At 65.8% G+C, this 19,750-nt stretch carries 19 protein-coding genes; 10 read left to right on the plus strand and 9 right to left on the minus strand.

Features of this window, described 5'->3' with window-relative positions:
- The first annotated feature begins 62 nt into the window (after positions 1–62).
- Genes JKL45_RS11205 through JKL45_RS11220 form a run of 4 tightly spaced genes read left to right on the plus strand, consistent with a single transcriptional unit; the run spans position 63 to position 3,854 of the window.
- Positions 63–1,214: a DUF8744 domain-containing protein gene (locus tag JKL45_RS11205; RefSeq protein ID WP_201861215.1), complete on the plus strand. Its 1,152-nt coding sequence runs from the start codon at positions 63–65 to the stop codon at positions 1,212–1,214.
- 31 nt (positions 1,215–1,245) lie between these two features.
- Positions 1,246–1,632, plus strand: coding sequence for a hypothetical protein (locus JKL45_RS11210; RefSeq protein ID WP_201861216.1), 387 nt, complete (start codon positions 1,246–1,248; stop codon positions 1,630–1,632).
- Positions 1,633–1,686: 54 nt separating this feature from the next.
- Complete coding sequence (locus JKL45_RS11215; protein WP_376771025.1) at positions 1,687–2,211, plus strand: YcnI family copper-binding membrane protein; 525 nt, start codon at positions 1,687–1,689, stop codon at positions 2,209–2,211.
- Between the two features lie 44 nt (positions 2,212–2,255).
- Positions 2,256–3,854 carry a copper resistance CopC/CopD family protein gene (locus tag JKL45_RS11220; RefSeq protein WP_201861218.1) on the plus strand — a complete coding sequence of 533 codons (1,599 nt, stop codon included), beginning with the start codon at positions 2,256–2,258 and terminating at the stop codon, positions 3,852–3,854.
- Between the two features lie 210 nt (positions 3,855–4,064).
- Here JKL45_RS11220 and JKL45_RS11225 read toward each other — a convergent pair whose 3' ends face one another.
- The 9 genes from JKL45_RS11225 to JKL45_RS11265 form a co-directional block, all read right to left on the minus strand.
- Entirely contained in the window at positions 4,065–5,324 is a 1,260-nt protein-coding gene (locus tag JKL45_RS11225; RefSeq protein ID WP_201861219.1) for a molybdopterin molybdotransferase MoeA, read from the minus strand.
- A 5-nt stretch (positions 5,325–5,329) separates the two neighbouring features.
- On the minus strand, positions 5,330–5,878 hold the full coding sequence (locus JKL45_RS11230; RefSeq protein WP_201861220.1) for a DUF4142 domain-containing protein: 549 nt from the start codon (positions 5,876–5,878) through the stop codon (positions 5,330–5,332).
- Between the two features lie 4 nt (positions 5,879–5,882).
- Positions 5,883–6,500 (minus strand): NapC/NirT family cytochrome c, encoded by a 618-nt coding sequence (locus tag JKL45_RS11235; protein WP_201861221.1) that lies wholly within the window; start codon positions 6,498–6,500, stop codon positions 5,883–5,885.
- Positions 6,500–6,973 (minus strand): nitrate reductase cytochrome c-type subunit, encoded by a 474-nt coding sequence (locus tag JKL45_RS11240; RefSeq protein ID WP_201861222.1) that lies wholly within the window; start codon positions 6,971–6,973, stop codon positions 6,500–6,502. Before JKL45_RS11240 ends, JKL45_RS11235 begins: the two co-directional genes overlap by 1 nt.
- A complete protein-coding gene (gene napA, locus JKL45_RS11245; protein WP_201861223.1) occupies positions 6,970–9,489 on the minus strand; it encodes a nitrate reductase catalytic subunit NapA in 2,520 nt (839 codons plus the stop codon). The genes JKL45_RS11240 and napA overlap by 4 nt, the downstream gene beginning before the upstream one ends.
- A 4-nt stretch (positions 9,490–9,493) precedes the next feature.
- Entirely contained in the window at positions 9,494–9,751 is a 258-nt protein-coding gene (locus JKL45_RS11250; RefSeq protein WP_201861224.1) for a chaperone NapD, read from the minus strand.
- On the minus strand, positions 9,748–10,041 hold the full coding sequence (locus JKL45_RS11255; protein WP_201861225.1) for a 4Fe-4S binding protein: 294 nt from the start codon (positions 10,039–10,041) through the stop codon (positions 9,748–9,750). Before JKL45_RS11255 ends, JKL45_RS11250 begins: the two co-directional genes overlap by 4 nt.
- 13 nt (positions 10,042–10,054) lie before the next feature.
- Positions 10,055–10,219: a periplasmic nitrate reductase, NapE protein gene (locus JKL45_RS11260; RefSeq protein WP_201861226.1), complete on the minus strand. Its 165-nt coding sequence runs from the start codon at positions 10,217–10,219 to the stop codon at positions 10,055–10,057.
- Positions 10,220–10,513: 294 nt separating this feature from the next.
- A complete protein-coding gene (locus JKL45_RS11265; RefSeq protein ID WP_201861227.1) occupies positions 10,514–11,401 on the minus strand; it encodes a ferritin-like domain-containing protein in 888 nt (295 codons plus the stop codon).
- A gap of 332 nt (positions 11,402–11,733) precedes the next feature.
- On the opposite strand from JKL45_RS11265, the gene JKL45_RS11270 reads away from it, so the two are divergent.
- Genes JKL45_RS11270 through JKL45_RS11295 form a run of 6 tightly spaced genes read left to right on the plus strand, consistent with a single transcriptional unit; the run spans position 11,734 to position 19,740 of the window.
- Positions 11,734–14,040: a 4Fe-4S binding protein gene (locus JKL45_RS11270; RefSeq protein ID WP_376771026.1), complete on the plus strand. Its 2,307-nt coding sequence runs from the start codon at positions 11,734–11,736 to the stop codon at positions 14,038–14,040.
- A 17-nt stretch (positions 14,041–14,057) separates the two neighbouring features.
- Positions 14,058–16,007 carry a TAT-dependent nitrous-oxide reductase gene (gene nosZ, locus JKL45_RS11275; RefSeq protein ID WP_201861229.1) on the plus strand — a complete coding sequence of 650 codons (1,950 nt, stop codon included), beginning with the start codon at positions 14,058–14,060 and terminating at the stop codon, positions 16,005–16,007.
- A 4-nt stretch (positions 16,008–16,011) separates the two neighbouring features.
- Complete coding sequence (locus JKL45_RS11280) at positions 16,012–17,406, plus strand: nitrous oxide reductase family maturation protein NosD (protein ID WP_201861230.1); 1,395 nt, start codon at positions 16,012–16,014, stop codon at positions 17,404–17,406.
- Positions 17,403–18,323: an ABC transporter ATP-binding protein gene (locus tag JKL45_RS11285; RefSeq protein ID WP_201861231.1), complete on the plus strand. Its 921-nt coding sequence runs from the start codon at positions 17,403–17,405 to the stop codon at positions 18,321–18,323. The genes JKL45_RS11280 and JKL45_RS11285 overlap by 4 nt, the downstream gene beginning before the upstream one ends.
- Complete coding sequence (locus tag JKL45_RS11290; protein WP_201861232.1) at positions 18,320–19,150, plus strand: ABC transporter permease; 831 nt, start codon at positions 18,320–18,322, stop codon at positions 19,148–19,150. Before JKL45_RS11285 ends, JKL45_RS11290 begins: the two co-directional genes overlap by 4 nt.
- Positions 19,147–19,740 (plus strand): nitrous oxide reductase accessory protein NosL, encoded by a 594-nt coding sequence (locus tag JKL45_RS11295; protein ID WP_201861233.1) that lies wholly within the window; start codon positions 19,147–19,149, stop codon positions 19,738–19,740. Before JKL45_RS11290 ends, JKL45_RS11295 begins: the two co-directional genes overlap by 4 nt.
- Positions 19,741–19,750 lie beyond the last annotated feature (10 nt).

Genomic DNA, 19,750 nt, shown 5'->3' on the forward strand with positions numbered 1-19,750 from the left:
GTCGGTGCATCGTCGCAACCGTGGTCTGGCCCCTTAGATGCGGGCTTCAGAGAGCTTCTTGAATGTCTGATACGTCCCCAACGGCCACCCTGCCCCTGGTGGGCGCCAAGCCCCGCCTGGAACTGCGGCTTGCGTTTCTGGCCCTCGGGGCCCTCGCTTTGATTGCGGGCTTGTACGGGGCGCTGGCGCGGTTGGGGTGGACACTGCCCCTGGGCGCCTCCCTCGCCGCCCTGCACGGCCCGTTGATGATCTCCGGTCTGTTCGGCACGTTGATCAGCCTGGAGCGCGCCGTGGCGCTGGGCCGCGGCTGGAGCTATGCCGCCCCAGCGCTCTCCGCGCTCGGCACGCTCCTCCTGCTCGTCGGAGCGCCGGAGGCCTTCGGCGCCGGCGCCTACGCGGCCGCCGCGGCGGTGCTGGCCGGCGCCTCACTGCTGATCACCCTGCAGCAGCCGGCGGTGTTCACCGGTGCCCTTTTGTTCGGTGCCTTCGCCTGGCTCGCCGGGAATGTCCTCTGGCTGATGGGTCAGGCCGTGCCAGACCTAGTGGGCTGGTGGCTCGCCTTCTTGGTGTTGACCATTGCCGGCGAGCGTCTGGAACTCAGCCGCCTGATGCCGCAACGGCGCGGGAGCGAGGCCCTGTTCCTGTTCGCTATCGGCCTGCTCGCCGTCGGTGCCCAGAACGGAGTCATGACCGGGAACGGGGCCATCCTTTTCGGCCTGGCCCTGCTCGTCACCACCTTGTGGCTTCTGCGCCATGACATTGCCCTGCTGAATGTCCGCAGGACGGGGCAGACCCGCTTCATGGCCGCCTGCATGCTGGCAGGTTATGCGTGGTTGGGCTTGGCAGGCCTCGTGCTGATCGTGTTCCCTCCGGGCGAAAGCAGCTTCGGCTATGACCTCGCTCTGCATGCTGTTCTGATAGGGTTTGTGCTCTCGATGGTGTTCGGGCACGCACTCATCATCCTGCCCGCCGTTGCCCGCCTCAGGCTTTGCTACGGACCCATTCTCTACCTGCCGCTGGCGCTGCTGCACCTGTCCGTTGCCCTACGGGCCGGTGCCGGGCTCGCTGGATGGGACGCCGGACGGATGGCCAGCGGCGCCCTCACGCTCCTGGCCCTCGCCGGCTTCGTTGCCAGCCTGATCAAATCCTCGCGGAACGGCCGCGAGGCTCCTCCGACGGGTGGGTCCTGCCAAGGCGGATCCCGTCCGCATTGATCCGCCTAAGCACAGGTCTAGGTAGCCCGATATGACATGGATGGAGCACAGTGCGGAGTGGAGGCGACGGGCGACGGCGCTTGTCTCCGCCCTTGCGCTGGTTCTCCATATTGTCGCCATGGCCGTTGGGGCTATAGGCCTGCCGGCCTCTGACGGAGCCGCCCAGGTCCATGGCCACCATACGGCTGCCGCCGAGCATGATGCGGGCAGCCCCACCGAGGATCTTGGCCACAAGCCGCCGTGCTGCATCCTGAGCGTCTGCCCCGGATTGCCCGGCCCTCCCGATGACCATGCCCTGACGTGCCTGCCCGCGCCGGAGGCGCGCACGCTGATCTTCCAGGTCGGCCTTGAGTTCGCGGCGCAGCCAAGTCCCCTTCTTCCTCCTGTCGGAGCGCGGGCGCCGCCCGTCCGGACCTGAGCCCCAATTAGCTGACATTGCTCAATCCGACAGGATACACTCATGATTTCGATCTTGCTCCGCGGGGCGTTCGCCGCCTCCGCTCTCCTCGCGCTTGCCGGCCCCGTGCTGGCCCACACCACCCTCGAAGTGCAGCAGGCCCCCGTCAGTACAACCTATAAGGCGGTGCTGCGCGTTGGCCACGGCTGCGAGGGCGCGCCGACCTTGAAGCTGCGCGTGCGCATCCCGGAGGGCGTCATCAACGTCAAGCCGATGCCTAAGGCCGGTTGGGAGTTGCAGACCGTCAAGGCATCTTACGGCAAGGCCTACGACTACCACGGCACCCCCACGACCGAAGGCGTGCGCGAGATCGTGTGGACGGGCAAGCTGCCCGACGAGCACTACGACGAGTTCGTCTTCCGCGCCTACCTGACGGACAGCCTTAAGCCCGACACCATGCTCTACATTCCCGTGGTTCAGGAATGCGAGGGCGGCAAGGCCGACCGCTGGATCGAGATCCCGGCCGAGGGCAAGAGCGCCGACGACTACCAGTATCCGGCGCCGGGGCTGAAGCTCCTGCCGGCCAAGGCCAGCCACTGACGAGGGAGCCGGGAGCCGTCTCTGCGGCAACTCCCGGTGCCGCCATGAAGCGCGCGATCCTCCTCATGCTCTGGCTGACGCTCGCGATCCTGGGCGGGGGCGAGCACGCCCTCGCGCATGCGGCGCTTGTCGAGTCCCATCCCGCGGACGGCGCCTCCGTGGAGGAGGCGCCGGCTACCGTCCGCCTGCATTTCAACGAGCCCGTCTCGCCCTTGGTCGTCAGCCTGACCGATGCCCGCGGCCAGGTGCATCGCGGCCTGCACGCTGCAGTCCGCAACGAGGTGCTGGAAGTGGCCATCCCCGGGGATCTTCCCCGGGGCAGCCATGTCCTGAGCTACCGCGTCGCGTCGGGCGACGGTCATCCGATCGGCGGATCCGTCGTGTTCTCGATCGGTGCCCCGACGGGATCCGCCCCCACGCCGGGCGTCGAGGGAAACCAAGCCGTCCGCCGCAGCCTCTGGCTGGCGCGCGTTGCCCTGTACCTGGGGCTGTTCGCAGGTGTGGGAGGCACATTCTTCCAGGCCTGGCTCGCGCCCGGCCGCAAGGCAGGTCGGGTTGAGCGCATTCTGACTGGCTTCGTCGTCCTCGGCATCGTAGCGGCCACGATGTCCCTGGGCCTTCAGGGCGTCGACGCCCTGGGAGAGACACCCGCTTCCCTCGGCACCGTCGCCGCGTGGGCTGCCGGATGGCGGACCTCGTTCGGACCGACGTCCGCGATCGGGGCAGTCGCCCTCCTGCTCGCCGGAATGGGACTGCGTGGGCAGATGGGATGGCGGCGGGTTTGCACCATTTCTGCCATGGCCGGAGTCGGACTGTCCCTGGCATGGAGCGGCCATGCCAGCGCCGCCGCCCCGCAATGGCTCACGCGCCCGGCTGTGTTCCTCCACGCGGTGGGCGTCGCCTACTGGATCGGAGCGTTGATCCCCCTCGTCTTCGCCATACGGCAAGCTCCCGCAGTGGCACTTCCGGTCGTCCGCCGGTTCTCCACAGGCGCCCTCATGGCGGTCGCGATGCTGACGCTGGCCGGACTCGTACTCGCGGCGATCCAGGTCGAGGCGCCCGCGAACCTGACGGGCACGGATTACGGGCGCGTCCTCATCGCCAAGACGATCCTCGTCATCACGCTGCTTGGCCTGGCCGCCCTGAACCGCATGCGGCTGACGCCCGCATTGGCGTCCCCGGGTGGCACCGACGGCAGGTGGCTGGTCCGGTCGGTTGCGGTCGAGATCGTCCTGTCCGTCGCCATCCTGGCACTGGTGGGGCTGTGGCGGTTCACCCCGCCGCCGCGGGCGCTGGCAGCGTCTGCCGAGGCTACCGCGTCCGCGAGCGTCCACCTGCATTCGCCACGGATCATGGCGCAGGTTACCCTCTCGCCCGGACGGGCGGGAGTGACGCGGGCGAGGATCGTCATCGCCTCGGGACGCGCCGAGCCAACCAGCCCGAAGGAGGTGATCCTCGTCCTGGCCAGGCCCGAGGCCGGGATCGAGGCCATCGCGCGTCCGGCACGGCGGGACGGCCGGCAGGGATGGCTCGTGGAGGGCCTCGTCCTGCCGCAGGCCGGTGCTTGGCAGGTCAGGGTCGACATCCTCGTCGACGACTTCGAGAAATCCAGCCTCGAAGGGAGCATCAGCATAAGGCCTTGACGCCCATCGAGGCCAAGCCTCGACATCTTGGTCAGCCTGTCCTGGGCCGCGCCGAGCTTGGCTGGCGACATTTTCCAGGTCGAGAACCATCAGAGTGCGAGGCGGTCTTCACGTACTCCAGACCGCAGAAGTCGGCCCGGCCGACGGGGCCACCGGAACAGACGATGAGGAGCGGCCACATTCCCGGCCTGGGTCGGTTCCCGGTATAGGTCACACGGAGAAGCCGTCCCGGAACGGATGGAACATGACTTCATCACCGTCGGCGACTGGGGCATGAAGCGGCTCGATGCTCACGAGTCCATCCGCTGCGACGAGAGGCTTGAGGCGGGCCGAGCCGCCGCGGCCGAGGATCTCGACCGCCGAGCCGCCGTTGACCTGGACGATGCGGGCAGGTGCGAACTCAGTCCGACCCGGCCGTCGGTTGAAGGCGTGCATCAGCGGAAGGCGCATGCCGGAGAGAGGACGTGCCCGGCGTCCGTCCAAGGCGGCCAATACGGCACCACCGAGGAGCAGCCATGACACGAGCGCAGCCACCGGGTTTCCTGGAAGACCAAGGTAGGCCGTCGACTCGATGGACCCGACCACGGCGGGCTTGCCGGGCTTGAGCGCGACCTTGAGGGTTTCGCCTCTTCCCCTTGCTCCGACGAGCGCAACCATGGAATGGTCCTCGTCGCCGACCGAGACGCCGCCCGTCGTGACGATCAGGTCGCAGCGGTGGGCAAGCTCGGAGAGGGCGCCGGCAATCAGGTGCGGGTCATCCCGCACGATTCCCCCGTCCACGACATCGGCGCCTGACTGACGGGCAAGAGCGAGTATCATGGGGCGGTTGGAATCGAAGAACGAGGCTTCGGTCAACCGCTCCCCTTGGGTGCGCAACTCGGTGCCCGTCGACAGAACGCCGATCCGCACCTTGCGCCGTACGCACGTTCGTTCGAAGCCTTGCGCGGCGAGCAGCGCGACATGACGCGCATCGATGCGATCGCCCGGCTGGAGCAGCACCTCCCCGGCCTGGACGTCCTCACCGCACCGCCGGATATTGTCCCCCGGCCGAACCATGCGGGTCAGGACGATCCCGCCGCCGTTCCAGGCGGCGTGCTCCTGCATCACCACGGCATCAGCGCCACCAGGGATCCTCGCGCCCGTGAGAATGCGCAAGGCCCTTCCATGCGGCAGGGGCAGTGCCTCGTCGCCCGCCGCCATGCGCCCGGCGACGGCCAGGGCAGTGCCTGATGCCAACCCTTCGCCTGCCGTCAAGGCGTAGCCGTCCATAGCCGACTGATCGAATGGCGGCAGCGGGAGAACCGACGTCACCGGCAGAGCCAAGGTCCGGCCGAGGGCTTCTCCGAGGGAGACCTCCTCATGCTCCTTGATGACCGAGGCATAGGCCGCTGCCCGGGAGCAGGCCTGCTCGATCGAGATCAGACCGTCAGGGGAGTCGCAGGAAAAGGCTTCCTCGGGTTTCGTCACCATCCCGCTCAAGGCCTGACCGCCTCGTACATCTTCTGCGCGCCTTCCTGTTGCCGCTGCAACTCCGGGAGAACCTGCTCGGCGAAGGTCTTGATCTCCGTGGAGGGGCTGCGAGAGGCCGCCTGGTAGATCCCGATCTCCTGCCCGAGCGCTTGGACCTGGATCTCCGCGTAGCGTCGGCTCAGCGCGAGATAATCGAGCGGCTCCAGGTTCTCGATGACGACCTGGTGCTCGAACTCCTTTACGGACGGGAGCGGCAGGCTGCGTTCCCTGGCGAGGGCCTCGAGCCTTTGCAGGAGTCCGAAGCGGAAATCAGCAGCCGAGGCCGCGAAGCTCCTGACTTCCGGCCTCGTCTCTCGGCTGGCTGCCAGCTTGGCGGCCTGACCTTGGAGAGTAGCGGAGCTGTACGCGAGGCGCAGGAACTCCTGCGGCTCGATGGGGCGGTTTTGGGCAGGAGCTCCGGATGGTCCCTGCCCTTGTGCCCAAGCGGCCGGAGCCGCGCCGGAAAGCACCATACCGACGGCTAGGGCAATGATGAGTGGCTTCCAGATTGCCATGTGCTTACTGCCATCCCGGGACACCAGACATGTCGGGAAGTTTGTGCGCGATGCCCTTGTGGCAGTCGATGCAGGTCTTCTCGCCGGAGAACAGGAAGCGCTCGTGCGCGGACGCGGCGCGTGGGTTCTGCTTCACGAGGTCCATGGATTCCGAGCTGTGGCAGTTGCGGCATTCGAGCGAGTCGTTGGCCTTCATCCGCTCCCACTCACGCTCGGCGAGATGCTTGCGCATGGCCAGGAACTTGTCCCGCGTATCGATGGACCCGAAGATATGGCCCCAAACCTCCTTCGAAGCCTGCATCTTGCGGGCGATCTTGTTGGTCCACTCGTGGGGGACATGGCAGTCGGGGCATCCGGCCCGTACGCCGGACCGGTTCGTGAAGTGGATCGTGCCCTTGAGTTCCTCGAAGACGTTGGCCTGCATCTCATGGCAGCCCACGCAGAACTTTTCCGTGTTGGTGTATTCGAGCGCGGTGTTGAACCCGCCCCAGAAGACCACGCCGGCCACGAATCCTCCGAGCGTAAGGAAGGCAAGACTGAGATAGGCGGGCGGGCTCAGCGCCGTCCTGACCCAGCGGTTTCCTCTGAACCAGCCCCAGGCCCGGGTGATCCCCGCCGCCATCAGTGCCTCCCCCGCGCCGGCTGCCGTTCAGGCTCCGTGATGGCGTCCATGTCGGTGAACACGTTTTCGACGAGAGGCTTCGCATTGGTCTGCGGCACGTGGCAGGCCACGCAGACATAGCGCCGCGGTGCGAGTCCTCCGAGGGTATTGCCGCTCCGGTCCTGGTAATGCGTGACGCTGATCATCGGCGCCTGGCTCTGCTCCGTGAACTTGCGGGCATGGCACGACATGCACTTATTGGCATTCAGATCGACGGCATATCCCTCGATCGAATGCGGGATCACAGGAGGCTGGTCTGGATAGTTGCGGCCCACGCGCACGTCATCGGTGATCTGCCGCTGCATGGGCGGAGCCGGAACTTCCCTCGTGAACGGGTCGGGTCCGCGCAGGCGCGGCGCGTCCTGTGCGAGGATCGCCCCCGCCGCCAGGCAGGGCACGACACTGACCAAAAAGAGGAAGACCCCACGCCTCATTGCTGACCTCCCGCATCGGCAGCCGATACCGCCACCACTTTGACCGCGCATTTCTTGAAGTCGGTCTGCTTGGAGATCGGGTCCGTCGCGTCCAACGTGACCTTGTTGATGAGCTGGCTCGCGTCGAAAAACGGGACGAAGATCAGTCCTGGGGGCACCTTGTTGCGCCCGCGCGTCTCGATGCGGCTGCGGATTTCTCCTCTTCGTGAAACGACCTTGACCTCCTGCCCCCTCCGCAGGTTGCGTTTGGCGGCATCGTCCGGATGCATGAACACGACGGCACCCGAGAAGGCCTTGTAGAGCTCGGGAACGCGCAGGGTCATGGAGCCCGAATGCCAGTGCTCCAGCACGCGGCCCGTCACGAGCCACATGTCGTACTCTGCATCCGGGGACTCGGCCGGTGGCTCGTAGGGAGCCCCCATGATGTTGGCCTTCTTGTCGGGATTGCCGTAGAACTGCACCCCGCTGCCCTTCTCGACATAGGGATCAAGCCCTTCGCGGTAGCGCCAGAGCGTCTCCTTGCCGTCCACGACGGGCCAGCGCAGCCCCCTCACCTGATGGTAGGTGTCGAACGGGGCAAGGTCGTGCCCGTGCCCGCGGCCGAACGCGGCGTACTCCTCGAACAGGCCTTTCTGAACGTAGAAGCCGAAGGCCTTCGACTCGCGGTTCTCGTAGGCAGGATCGACCTCGGACACGGGGAACTTGTTCACCTCGCCATTGGCGAAGAGCACGTCGAACAGGCTCTTGCCCTTGTGATCGGGGCTGGCATCGAGGATCTCCTTGGGCCAGACCTCGTCGGTGGTGAAGCGTTTCGAGAACTCCATCAACTGCCACAGGTCGGAGCGGGCATCGCCGGGGGCATTGACGAGCTGGTGCCAGAAATGGGTGCGGCGTTCCGCGTTGCCGTAGGCGCCCTCCTTCTCCACCCACATGGCGGTCGGCAAGATCAGGTCCGCCGCCATCGTGGTCACCGTGGGATAGGGATCCGAGACCACGACGAAGTTCGCCGGATTGCGATAGCCGGGATAGGTCTCGTTGTTGGTGTTCGGCGCCGTCTGGAGGTTGTTGTTGCACATGATCCAGTAGGCGTTGAGCTTGCCGTCCTTCAGCATCCGGTCCTGCTGCACGGCATGGTAGCCGACCTTGCCAGGCAGCAGGCCGTGCGGCAGCTTCCAGATCTCCTCCGCGTGCTTGCGGTGCTCGGGGTTCGCCACCTGCATGTCGGCAGGCAGGCGGTGAGCGAAAGTTCCGACCTCGCGTGCCGTGCCGCAGGCCGAGGGCTGGCCCGTGAGCGAGAAGGGAGAGTTGCCAGGCTCGGAGATCTTTCCAGTGAGCAGGTGCAGGTTGTAGACCATGTGATTGGCCCAGACCCCGCGGACGTGCTGGTTGAACCCCATGGTCCAGAGCGACATCACCTTGACCTTCGGATCGGCATAGAGCTTCGCGAGGGCCTCGAGCCGCTCCTTCGGAACACCGGACAGTTCCGAGGCCTTCTCGACCGTGTACTGGCTCATCAGCTGCGCATAGTCCTCGAAGCTCGATGGGTTCGACACCTGGGCATCGTTGGCGTGCTGCGCCCGCTGCTCAAGCACGTTGTCGGGCCGCAATCCATAGCCGATGTCGGTGTTCGCCAGCCGGAAGTTGCAGTGCTTCTCCACGAACTCCCGGTTCACCGCGCCGTTCTGGATGATGTAGTTCGCGATGTAGTTCAGGATCGCCAAGTCCGAGTTCGGCTTGAAGATCATCGCCATGTCGGACAAGTCCGTCGTGCGGTGCTCGTAGGTGGAGAGCGTCGCGATCCTCACATGCGGATGGCTGAGGCGTCGGTCCGTGATCCGGGTCCAGAGGATCGGGTGCATCTCGGCCATGTTCGAGCCCCAGAGCACGAAGGCGTCGGCATGCTCGAAGTCGTCATAGCAGCCCATCGGCTCGTCCATGCCGAAGGTACGGATGAAGGTGACGGCAGCGGACGCCATGCAGTGGCGGGCATTCGGGTCGAGGTTGTTGGTGCGGAAGCCGGCGCGCATCAGCTTGGAGGCTGCGTACCCTTCCCAGATGGTCCACTGGCCCGAGCCGAACATGCCTACGGCCTCGGGCCCCTTCTCCTTGAGAACCTTCTTCCACTGCGCGGCCATCTCGTCGAAGGCACGGTCCCAGGAGACGGGCTGGAACTCGCCGTCCTTTGCGAACTGCCCGTTCCTCATGCGCATGAGCGGCTGGGTCAGCCGGTCGCTGCCGTACATGATCTTGGACAGGAAGTAGCCCTTCACGCAGTTGAGGCCGCGATTGACCTCCGCCTGCATGTCGCCGTGGGTTGCGACGACCCGACCGTCCTTTACGCCGACCATCACCCCGCAGCCGGTGCCGCAGAAGCGGCAGGGAGCCTTGGACCATTGAAGCTTGATGTCCTCGCCTGTCGGGATGTTCTGGGCCTCGGCAGGAATAGAAACGCCGGCGGCGGCCGCCGCAGCGGCAGCGGCCTGTGTCTTGAGGATGGTGCGGCGCGTGAGGTCCATGGGTCTACTCCCGCTCTTGAACAGATTCAAAATGATGGAAGACGAGGGTGGCCGCGAGGACACCTTGGAGGAGCTGGATGGTATTGATGCGCTCGACGACCTGGCTTTCCGTCTCCGTTTCCAAGGTGACGATCAACTTGCCGGTGTCCGCACCACCGTGGACTTCGGCTCCCTCGATCGAGCCGATGCTCTCGATGATCGACTGGACCCGGTCGGGGTGACTGTGGACGACGAGGCTGGAGATGTGGCACTCGGCGGTCATGCTGCCTCCCCGGGTTGTTCCAGGCGAATGGCGTCCGCTGGACACGCATGGGCGCAGGCACCACAGCCGGTGCAGACATCGGTCATGATCCTGGGGCGGGCGCCGCCGACAGCAAGCTCGAACCTCACGGCCCCCGTGGGACAGGCATCCCGGCAACCCATGCAGGCCACGCCCCGGAAAGCGAAACAGGACTGACTTATCTCGGCCACCGGAGCCGCGATGGGGTGATGCGCTTCGGCAAGCCTGCCGAGCAGGAAGTTGCGCCTGTTGAGGTCCGGGGTCTCGGCCATCGCCAGTTTCCCGTCAGACCGGACCGGGCGGTCCGGTGAACATGTAGTACATCCAGACGAGGAACCCCCACCCGGAGACGATGCCGACGGCGATGAAGGGCCATATCAGGACGGCAAGGACGAGGAACGTGATCGTCTCGCGCTTCTTGGTGCCCGCTTCCAGTGGTTCTGATTTCATTGTCGGCGGCTTTTGGATTGACGCTAGCGGTCGGAAACCTGGAATTCCTCTAAACTGTCAAGCTGCCTGGAAAGTTCCGGCGCCGCAATGGAAAAGTCCTTTGACGCGGATCTTGGTCCTCCTTGCGCGACATCGGGGAACAGCCCTGCCGCGCATCGCATGGTCTGGTACGAGGCGAGGGAACCCGCGTTCCGGTCGCCGACCGGGAGTTCCGATGTACACCCTGTCCGGATCGACGCCCATCTGCCGCCCAGGCTTCGGGCGTAGGGCGCCAAGGCGTCGATACGGTTCATGTCATCCTGCGCCGCGTTGCAGTTCCGGAAGGTCGTTCCTCAGCCAAGCGAGGCGGGCGATGGCGCTTCCGGCCATGATCTGCACCCGGTGCAGCGCCTCCTCGTCTTGCAGGGTGTCACCCGCCTCGAGGTACCGCTCGGTGAGAAGCTCGGCCAGGGCCACCGGATCATCCGGGATCGCCTCCAGGGACAGGGCTCCGCCCAAGGCGACGGGATACCCGTCCAGCTCGTCGGCAAGCCGCCGCGCCTCCCCAGCCAGTTGCTCGAGGTGGGAGCGCTCCGGCGGCGGCGCCCCTGCGGCGACGGCCTCGAGGAGGTCGGCAAGACGCCGCTCGAGGGCAGGCTGGCCCACCTCACGCCCCCGGTTCTCTGGGTTGCCGTCCGCGTGCCTGCGTCCAGCATGGAAAGCCTGCCTGCGCTCCCGTCGCAGGGTCGCCACGTGTCCCAGCTCCTCGTGCGCCATGGTTTCCGCCGCCTGGCGGACCTCGGCGGTTTTCGCATGGGCGGCGACATAGCTCCAGAAGGCAAAGGCCCGCTCCTCGTTGCGCACCGCCATCGAGAGCGCCCGGTAGGCGCTCAGGAGCCGCGGGTGCGCCGTCGCCACGCCTTCGTCGTCGAACGTCTCGGGAGCCACCCAACGGATGCGGGCGGGATCGGGCGCCTGGCCCTTGGTCTTCTGCGACCAGTGCACGACGCTGTCGAGGTGGCCCTGCTCGTCGGCCGACAGGCGCTCGAACACCTCCGCCAGCGCGGGATCACCCTCCCGCCGCATGCGCGCGGCGATCTCGGCATAGCGGGTTGCCGCCTCCTGCTCCATGGCGGCGGCGATGGCGAACAACTCCTCCAGGGACTTCACGGAGTCGGCCGGCTCGGATTTCAGAAACGACATTGGTTACTCTCCGCACGACGCAGGAAGTCGGCGTCAAGGGTTGACAGGGCATCTTCCCTGCGTCCAGTTTGACGCAGATCAATGCGCCCCCGAACACCCGATACCATGATCGTTCTGGGCCTCGCGAGATCGATTTCAACAGCCCCGGAAAGATCGCGACCTTCCATCGGAACCAATCCGATCTGAAAGCCGTTAGCGTTTTTCTGTTCAGAAGCACAAACGCAACTCTGGACGGTCCCCTGTTGGCAAGAACCTCTTCGCCCGGTCCCACCCGACATCTTGCGAATACTCGTTTTACGCTTCCCTGGATTGCGGCCCTGCTCGGGGTCATGATGCTTCTCCTCTGGGTTTCTCCCGGCAAGGCGGCAGGGCGCGTGCAGGAATTCCTCCCCAAGGCGCAGCCTGCGGAATTCTTCCCTGGAGCCGACCGCTTCGGCACGCCGCAGGGCGATCCGCCGCTCGTCCCTGTCCAACAGGGTGACCGCCTGCTCGGCTACGTCTACCTGAATTCCGACGTCACGGGCGCCACAGGCTATTCCGGCAAGCCGATCAACCTCCTCGTCGGCATCGATCCGAACGGTGTCATCACCGGAATCAAGCTGGTCGACCACAAGGAACCTATCGTCCTAATCGGCATCCCGGAGCGGCGCATCGTCGATGCCATGAACGCGCTCATCGGGCGCGACATGAGGCCGGTCTCAACCGGCGCCGAGCGCCCGCCCCAGGTCGACATCGTCAGCGGCGCGACCGTGACGGTGCTCGTGATGGGCGACAGCGTCGTGCGCTCCGCCGTGCGCCTCATCCGCAGCGGCCGCCTCGGCGGCGCCCAGGGCGCTCCTGCGGCTGCCATGGCTCCCCCGGCGGTGAGGACGGTCGACCTGACGAAGAGTGAGATCCGCGACTGGCAGACCCTCCTCGGAGACGGTTCGGTCCGACGCCTGTCGCTGACCGTCGGCGAGGTCAACCAGGCCTACGTCCAGGCAGGCAACCAGGAGGCAGCCAGCAACACGGAAACAAACGACCCGAACGACACGTTCATCGACATGTACGTCGCACCCGTGAGCGTGCCCACAATCGGGCGCAGCCTGCTTGGCGATCAGGCGTACGAGCAACTCAAGGCACGGCTCAAGCCGAACCAGCAGGCCATCGTGGTCGCGGGCGATGGCGTATACTCTTTCAAGGGTTCCGGCTACGTCCGCGGCGGCATCTTCGACCGGATCGAACTGCTCCAGGACGGCCAGGGCATCCGCTTCCGTGATCGCAACCACACACGCCTCGGCGATCTCGCCGCAGCGGGAGCGCCATCCCTGCGCGAAATTGCTCTGTTCGTGGTGCCTGAGGACTTCAGTCTCGACCTGACGGAGCCCTGGCAGATCCAGTTGCTCGTTCAACGCAATATCGGCGCCCGGGATAGGGCCTTCTTGACCTACAATCTCGAATACACGCTGCCGGACCAGTATTTCCGCATCGAGCAGCCTCCTGCTCCTGCCGCGGCACCAGCCCAACCGCAGCAGCAGGCGCAGGCGCAAGGGCAGACTCCTGCCCAGGCACCGCCCCCCGCCGAGCCGTCGCTGAACGATGCCGACGCGCTCGCAGCCGGGGAGATCGAGGAGCCGCTCTGGCTCAAGATTTGGAAGACCAACACCGTTTCCATCGGCATCACCGCCTTCGCGCTTCTGGTCCTCACCGCGATCTTCTTCTTCCAGGATGCACTGGTGAAGCGCCCGAAGGTCTATGTCTGGGTGCGGCGCGCCTACCTGACGTTCACGCTGATCTGGCTCGGCTGGTACGCCAACGCCCAGCTCTCGGTGGTCAACGTCCTGACCTTCACCAACTCCCTCATCACGGACTTCAACTGGGAGTTCTTCCTCGCCGCTCCGCTGATCTTCATCCTGTGGGCCGCGGTCGCGGCCGGGCTTCTGTTCTGGGGTCGCGGCCCCTTCTGCGGCTGGCTCTGCCCGTTCGGGGCGCTTCAGGAGCTGACCAACAACATCGCGCAATGGCTGAAGGTGCCGCAGGTCATCGTGCCGTGGGGCCTGCACGAGCGCCTGTGGCCGATCAAGTACATCATCTTCCTCGGCCTGTTCGGACTGTCGTTCTATTCCGTCGCCCTGGCCGAGGTCTTCGCCGAGGTCGAGCCATTCAAGACGGCCATCATCCTGAAGTTCGTTCGCGACTGGCCCTTCGTCATCTATGCCCTGACCCTGCTGGCGGCCGGCCTGTTCATCGAACGCTTCTTCTGCCGCTACCTGTGCCCCCTCGGCGCGGCGCTCGCCATCCCGGGGAGGATCCGTACCTTCGAGTGGCTCAAGCGCTGGCCCGAATGCGGCTCGCCCTGCCAGCGCTGCGCCAAGGAATGCCCGGTGCAGTCGATCCACCCCGAGGGACAGATCAACGTCAACGAGTGCATCTACTGCATGCATTGCCAGGAGCTGTACCACGACGACCACCGCTGCCCGCACATGATCCAGGTCCGGCTCAAGCGCGAGAAGCGCGAGGCCCTTTCGTCGCCGTCCATGCGCCAGAACAAAGACGGCGGCACGGGACCTGCTAAACCCATCATCACCCACAAGGGCAAGGCCATCGGAACGCCCACGGACGAACCGACCGCCGCAGATTTTCCGACCACCGCTTCATGAGCAAGAAGGAGACTCACGTGTCACAGGAAGAAAACAAGAACGGTCTCAGCAGACGTCAGTTGCTCGGAACGACTGCCGCGGTGGCGGCTGCCGGAGCGACAGGGATAGCAGGGGGAGTCTCCCTGAAGGATGCGGGCGTGATCACGCCCGCCGAGGCCCAGACGGCACCCGGCGCGCCGGCCGCGCGCCCCGCGGTCGCCAACAAGTACGAGGTCAAGCCGGGTGAGCTCGACGAGTACTACGTGTTCTTCTCCGGCGGCCAGTCCGGCGAGATCCGCATCGTCGGCCTGCCGTCCATGCGCGAGCTGATGCGCATTCCAGTGTTCAACCGGGACAGCGCCACCGGCTGGGGCCAGACCGACCAGAGCCGCAAGATCCTCACCGAGGGCCTGACGCCGCAGAGCGTCGAGTACCTCAAGGACAAGGGCGGGGTCTACACCGCCGGCGACACCCATCACCCGCACCTGTCCTTCACGGACGGCACCTATGACGGGCGCTACCTGTTCGTGAACGACAAGCTGAACACCCGCGTCGCGCGCATCCGCCTCGATGTGATGAAGTGCGACAAGATCATCCAGTTGCCCAACCAGCACACGGTGCACGGCCTGCGCGTGCAGAAGTACCCGCGCACCGGCTATGTGTTCTGCAACGGCGAGGACCGAGTGCCGATCCCCAACGACGGCAAGATCCTGGACGATCCGAAGCAGTACTCGTCAATCTACACGGCGGTCGACGGCGACACCATGAAGGTCGCCTGGCAGATCAAGGTCGACGGCAACCTCGACAACACCGATGCCGACTACCAGGGCAAGTATTCCTTCGCCACCTGCTACAACTCGGAGGAAGGCGTCACGCTGGCCGAGATGATGGCCAAGGAGCAGGACTGGGTCGTCATCTTTAACCTCAAGCGGATCGAGGAGGCGGTGAAGGCCGGCAAGGCCGAGATGATCGGCGGCGTGCCCGTCCTCGACGGCCGCAAGGGCTCGCCCTACACGCGCTACGTTCCGGTGGCGAACAGTCCGCACGGCATCAACACGGCGCCGGACGGCATCCACTTCGTGGTCAATGGCAAGCTGTCGCCGACCGTCTCGGTGTTCGACGTGCGCAAGTTCGACGACCTGTTCGACGACAAGATCCAGCCGCGCGACGTGATCGTGGCGGAGCCGGAGGTGGGTCTGGGGCCCCTGCACACGGCTTATGACAACAAGGGCAACGCCTACACGACGCTGTTCCTCGACAGCCAAGTCTGCAAGTGGAACATCGACATGGCGATACGGGCGTTCAAGGGCGAGAAGGTCAACCCGGTGATCCAGAAGCTCGACGTGCACTACCAGCCGGGCCACAACCACACCTCCATGGGCCAGACCAAGGAGGCGGACGGCAAATGGCTGATCTCGCTGAACAAGTTCTCGAAGGACCGCTACCTCAATGTCGGCCCGCTCAAGCCCGAGAACGACCAGCTCATCGACATCTCGGGCGACCGCATGGTGCTCGTGCACGACAGCCCGAGCTACGCCGAGCCGCATGACGCCACCATCGTGCACCGCTCCAAGATCAACCCGATCCATGCCTGGAAGCGCGACGACCCGTTCTTCGCCGACGCGGTGCAGCAGGCCAAGGCCGACGGCATCACCCTGGAGACGGACTCGGAGGTGATCCGCGACGGCAACAAGGTGCGGGTCTACATGACTTCGTCCGCGCCGGCCTTCGGCCTGGAGAGCTTCCAGGTCAAGCAGGGTGACGAGGTGACGGTCTTCGTGACCAACGTCGACGAGGTCGAGGACCTGACCCACGGCTTCGCGATCATCAACTACGGCATCAACATGGAAGTGGCGCCCCAGGCGACGGCATCCGTCACGTTCAAGGCCGACAGGCCCGGCGTGTACTGGTACTTCTGCACCTGGTTCTGCCATGCGATGCACATGGAGATGAAGGGCCGCATGTTCGTCGAGCCGCAGGCAACCTGACGAGATGATGCATCTTCGTAGCATGATACGGATGGGACTGGCGGCGATCTTCGCTGCCGGTCTCTCACTGCCCGCCCGGGCGGAACGGATCGCAGTCGGACCTTCCGACAATCCGCAGGAAATCGTCGAGATGGCGGCGGACGGCGACGTCATCGTCCTGGGACGCGGCCAGCACCGCGGACCGCTCCGCGTCACCCGTCGGCTGACGGTCGAGGGAGAGCCGGGCGCTGTCCTGGTCGGACCTGGCCGGGGAAGCGTCGTCACCGTCAGCGCATCTGGAGCAGTCGTGCGCGGCCTGACCATCCGCGGCTCAGGCACGGACCTGGAGAAGATGGACGCCGGTGTCTTCGTCGAGAAGACGGCCACGGGAGCCGTCGTCGAAGGCAACCGGATCGAGGGCAACCTCTACGGCATCTACCTGCACGGGGCGGAGAACTCCGTCGCACGCGGCAACACCATCGTCGGGATCGAGGAGGGACGCCTGAACGAAGCCGGCAACGGCATCTCGGTCTGGAACGCCACCGGTGCCAAGGTCCTCGACAACGATGTGCGCTTCGGACGTGACGGCATCTACGTGATCACCAGCAAGCGCAACGTGTTCTCGGGCAACCGCTTCCGCGACCTGCGGTTTGCGATCCACTACATGTACACCAACGACAGCGAGATTTCGGACAACATCTCAATCAACAACGCCGTCGGCTTTGCGATGATGTTCTCGAGCCGCCTGAAGATCACCGGCAACGTCTCGGACGGTGACCGCGATCACGGCTTCTTGTTCAACTACGCAAACGGCTCTCAGATCACGGGCAACACCGTGATGGGACGTCTTCAGCCCGCCGAGCGGTGGACGACCGCGGGTACCCGCGGCAAGGACGACAAGGAGCACGGCCTCCCCGCATCCGACGTCAGCGAGAAGGCGCTGGGTTCCGATGCCCGTCCCGGCCCCACCAAGTGCGTGTTCATCTACAACGCCAACCAGAACAGGTTCCGCGACAACTGGTTCGAGGGCTGCGAGATCGGCATCCACTTCACCGCCGGCTCCGAGCGCAACGAGATGGTCGGCAACGCCTTCATCAGGAACCGCAATCAGGTGAAGTACGTCAGCACGCGCTATCTCGACTGGTCCAGGGACGGGCGCGGCAACTACTGGTCGGACAACCCGGCCTTCGACCTCAACGGCGACGGGCTGGGTGACAGCGCCTATCGCCCGAACGACCTCGTCGACAAGGTGCTCTGGACCGCGCCGCAGGCCAAGGTGCTGATGAACAGCCCGGCCGTGCAGGTGATCCGCTGGGCGCAGGCGCAGTTCCCGGCATTGCTGCCGGGCGGAGTCGTCGACAGCAAGCCACTCATGGCGCCGCCCGCGCGCCCGAAGCTTGCCGAAGGAGCACGACCATGACCGGAACGGTCGAGATCAGGAACGTCGTGAAGCGCTTCGGCAAGGTCGAGGCAGTGCGCGATGTCTCGTTCAGCCTGCCTGAAGGCGAGACGGTGGCGCTCGTCGGCCACAACGGCGCCGGCAAGACGACCCTGATGAAGCTGATGCTCGGACTGATCAGGCCCACCAGCGGCAGCATCACCGTGCTGGGCGACGATCCGGCCGCGGGACAGTTCGAGGCGCGGCGCAGGCTGGGCTACCTGCCCGAGAATGTCTCCTTCAACGCGGCCCTCACCGGGCAGGAGACGCTGGCGTTCTATGCCCGCCTCAAGCGCGAGCCGGCGAAGTCCGTCGCGCCGCTCCTCGAGCGGGTCGGCCTCACCCATGCCGCCGGCCGGCGTGTCGGCACCTATTCCAAGGGTATGCGCCAGCGCCTCGGCCTTGCCCAGGCGCTTCTCGGTGAACCGCGAGTGCTGCTGCTCGACGAGCCGACGACTGGGCTTGATCCAGCGTTGCGCCACAGCTTCTACGAGATTGTCGAGGAGTTGCGCGGGCGCGGCGCGACGGTCCTGCTGTCGTCGCACGCGCTGACGGAGCTGGAGGAGCGAGCCGGGCGCGTCATCATCATGAACCGCGGGATCAAGGTCGCGGATGGTACCCTCGACGAGTTGCGCCGCATCGCCCGTCTGCCGACCCGGATCCGCCTCAAGGTCACCGACACCGGACTGGCCAACGTGCCGAACTGGCTCGGTCCCGTGGAGGGATGGCGCCGCATCAACGGCCACATGGTCGAGATCGACGCCTCGCCTGAGCGCAAGATCGAATTGCTGCGGCGCGCGACCGACGAGGGCGCTCCCGTCGAGGACCTGGACGTCTTTCCTCCGACCCTCGACGAACTCTATGCCCATTTCCTTCTGTCGCAGGAGACAGCGCGATGAGAAACATCCTGATCGTCGCGCGCAAGGAGATCCAGGAGGGGCTGCGCAACCGCTGGGTCCTCGCCACGACCCTGCTGCTCGCGGGCCTTGCGCTTTCGCTCACCTTCCTCGGCAGCGCCCCCACCGGCACGGTGGGCGTGCGAGCCCTCGATGTGGTGATTGTGAGCCTGTCCAGCCTCACGATCTTCCTGCTGCCGCTGATCGCCCTCCTGATCTCGCACGACGCCATCGTGGGCGAGATGGAGCGCGGCACCATGCTGCTGCTGCTGAGCTACCCGGTGGCGCGCTGGCAGGTGCTGCTCGGCAAGTTCGTCGGCCACCTGTCGATCCTGGCCTTCGCGACCCTGCTGGGCTACAGCGCAGCCGCCGGTGCCCTCGCCGCAACAGGCGCGGAGATCGACGCGGAGAGCTGGAGGGCGTTCGCTTCCATGATCGGCTCGTCGATCCTGCTCGGTGCCGCGTTCATTGCCGTCGGGTATCTGGTCAGCGCGCTGGTGCGGGAGCGCGGCACGGCGGGCGGCATCGCCATCGGCATCTGGCTGCTCTTCGTTCTGATCTACGATATGGCCTTGCTCGGGATGCTCGTTGTCGATCAGGGGCAGATCCTCTCGGGCGGGGTCCTCAATGCCCTCCTCCTGCTCAATCCGGCCGACGCCTATCGCCTGTTCAACCTGACAGGCTCCGCCGGCGTCAGCGCGTTCTCCGGCATGGCCGGGGTGGCGCAGAACGCCACCTTGAACCCTTCCACCCTCCTTGCAGCGCTCGCCGCCTGGGCTCTCGTTCCGCTCGGCCTCGCAGCGCTTGCCTTCTCCAGGAGAGAACTATGAGAAAGACAATTCTCCTCGCGGCCTTTGCCGGTGCGCTGGCCCTCGCCGGGTGCAACGACCAGAAAACCGCTGTGGCTCCGCCGCCGCCAGTGGAACTGACGGCGACCGCCATCGGCCATTACTGCGGCATGAACGTCCTGGAGCATACGGGCCCGAAAGGGCAGATCATCCTGGCCAGCCGCAAGGAGCCGGTATGGTTCTCGTCGGCGCGGGATGCGATCTCCTTCACCATGCTGCCGGAAGAGCCGAAGGACATCAGCGCGATCTACGTGTCGGACATGGCCAAGGCCCCGAACTGGGACAAGCCCGGCACGAGCAACTGGGTCGATGCGCGCAAAGCCTTCTTCGTGGTCGGCAGCCGGATGAAGGGCGGCATGGGAGCCGACGAGGCGGTGCCATTCTCCGACAAGAGCGCTGCCGAAAAATTCGCGACCGAGAACGGCGGGCGCGTGATGGCCTTCGCCGACGTGCCGAAGGACTACGTCCTTGGCGCCTCGTCCGAGACGACGAGCTCCGTCGAGGAGGGGCATGCTGGTCATGCCGGCCACGACGCTCCAGCCGCGCCAAAGGGCAGCCACGCCCACCACTAGGAAGGCCCCC

The sequence above is a fragment of the Microvirga soli genome, assembly GCF_016734765.1.
Classification (GTDB): domain Bacteria; phylum Pseudomonadota; class Alphaproteobacteria; order Rhizobiales; family Beijerinckiaceae; genus Microvirga; species Microvirga soli.

Coding starts and splice junctions, on each gene's coding strand:
- JKL45_RS11235 (WP_201861221.1), bottom strand. CDS start 6,500: ATGGCGGCGGGGATCACCCGGGCCTGGGGCTGGTTCAGAGGAAACCGC.
- JKL45_RS11210 (WP_201861216.1), top strand. CDS start 1,246: ATGACATGGATGGAGCACAGTGCGGAGTGGAGGCGACGGGCGACGGCG.
- JKL45_RS11255 (WP_201861225.1), bottom strand. CDS start 10,041: ATGGCCGAGACCCCGGACCTCAACAGGCGCAACTTCCTGCTCGGCAGG.
- JKL45_RS11260 (WP_201861226.1), bottom strand. CDS start 10,219: ATGAAATCAGAACCACTGGAAGCGGGCACCAAGAAGCGCGAGACGATC.
- JKL45_RS11280 (WP_201861230.1), top strand. CDS start 16,012: ATGATGCATCTTCGTAGCATGATACGGATGGGACTGGCGGCGATCTTC.
- JKL45_RS11240 (WP_201861222.1), bottom strand. CDS start 6,973: ATGAGGCGTGGGGTCTTCCTCTTTTTGGTCAGTGTCGTGCCCTGCCTG.
- JKL45_RS11230 (WP_201861220.1), bottom strand. CDS start 5,878: ATGGCAATCTGGAAGCCACTCATCATTGCCCTAGCCGTCGGTATGGTG.
- napA (WP_201861223.1), bottom strand. CDS start 9,489: ATGGACCTCACGCGCCGCACCATCCTCAAGACACAGGCCGCTGCCGCT.
- JKL45_RS11285 (WP_201861231.1), top strand. CDS start 17,403: ATGACCGGAACGGTCGAGATCAGGAACGTCGTGAAGCGCTTCGGCAAG.
- JKL45_RS11290 (WP_201861232.1), top strand. CDS start 18,320: ATGAGAAACATCCTGATCGTCGCGCGCAAGGAGATCCAGGAGGGGCTG.
- JKL45_RS11265 (WP_201861227.1), bottom strand. CDS start 11,401: ATGTCGTTTCTGAAATCCGAGCCGGCCGACTCCGTGAAGTCCCTGGAG.
- JKL45_RS11250 (WP_201861224.1), bottom strand. CDS start 9,751: ATGACCGCCGAGTGCCACATCTCCAGCCTCGTCGTCCACAGTCACCCC.
- JKL45_RS11295 (WP_201861233.1), top strand. CDS start 19,147: ATGAGAAAGACAATTCTCCTCGCGGCCTTTGCCGGTGCGCTGGCCCTC.
- JKL45_RS11205 (WP_201861215.1), top strand. CDS start 63: ATGTCTGATACGTCCCCAACGGCCACCCTGCCCCTGGTGGGCGCCAAG.
- JKL45_RS11225 (WP_201861219.1), bottom strand. CDS start 5,324: ATGGTGACGAAACCCGAGGAAGCCTTTTCCTGCGACTCCCCTGACGGT.
- JKL45_RS11270 (WP_376771026.1), top strand. CDS start 11,734: ATGCTTCTCCTCTGGGTTTCTCCCGGCAAGGCGGCAGGGCGCGTGCAG.
- JKL45_RS11220 (WP_201861218.1), top strand. CDS start 2,256: ATGAAGCGCGCGATCCTCCTCATGCTCTGGCTGACGCTCGCGATCCTG.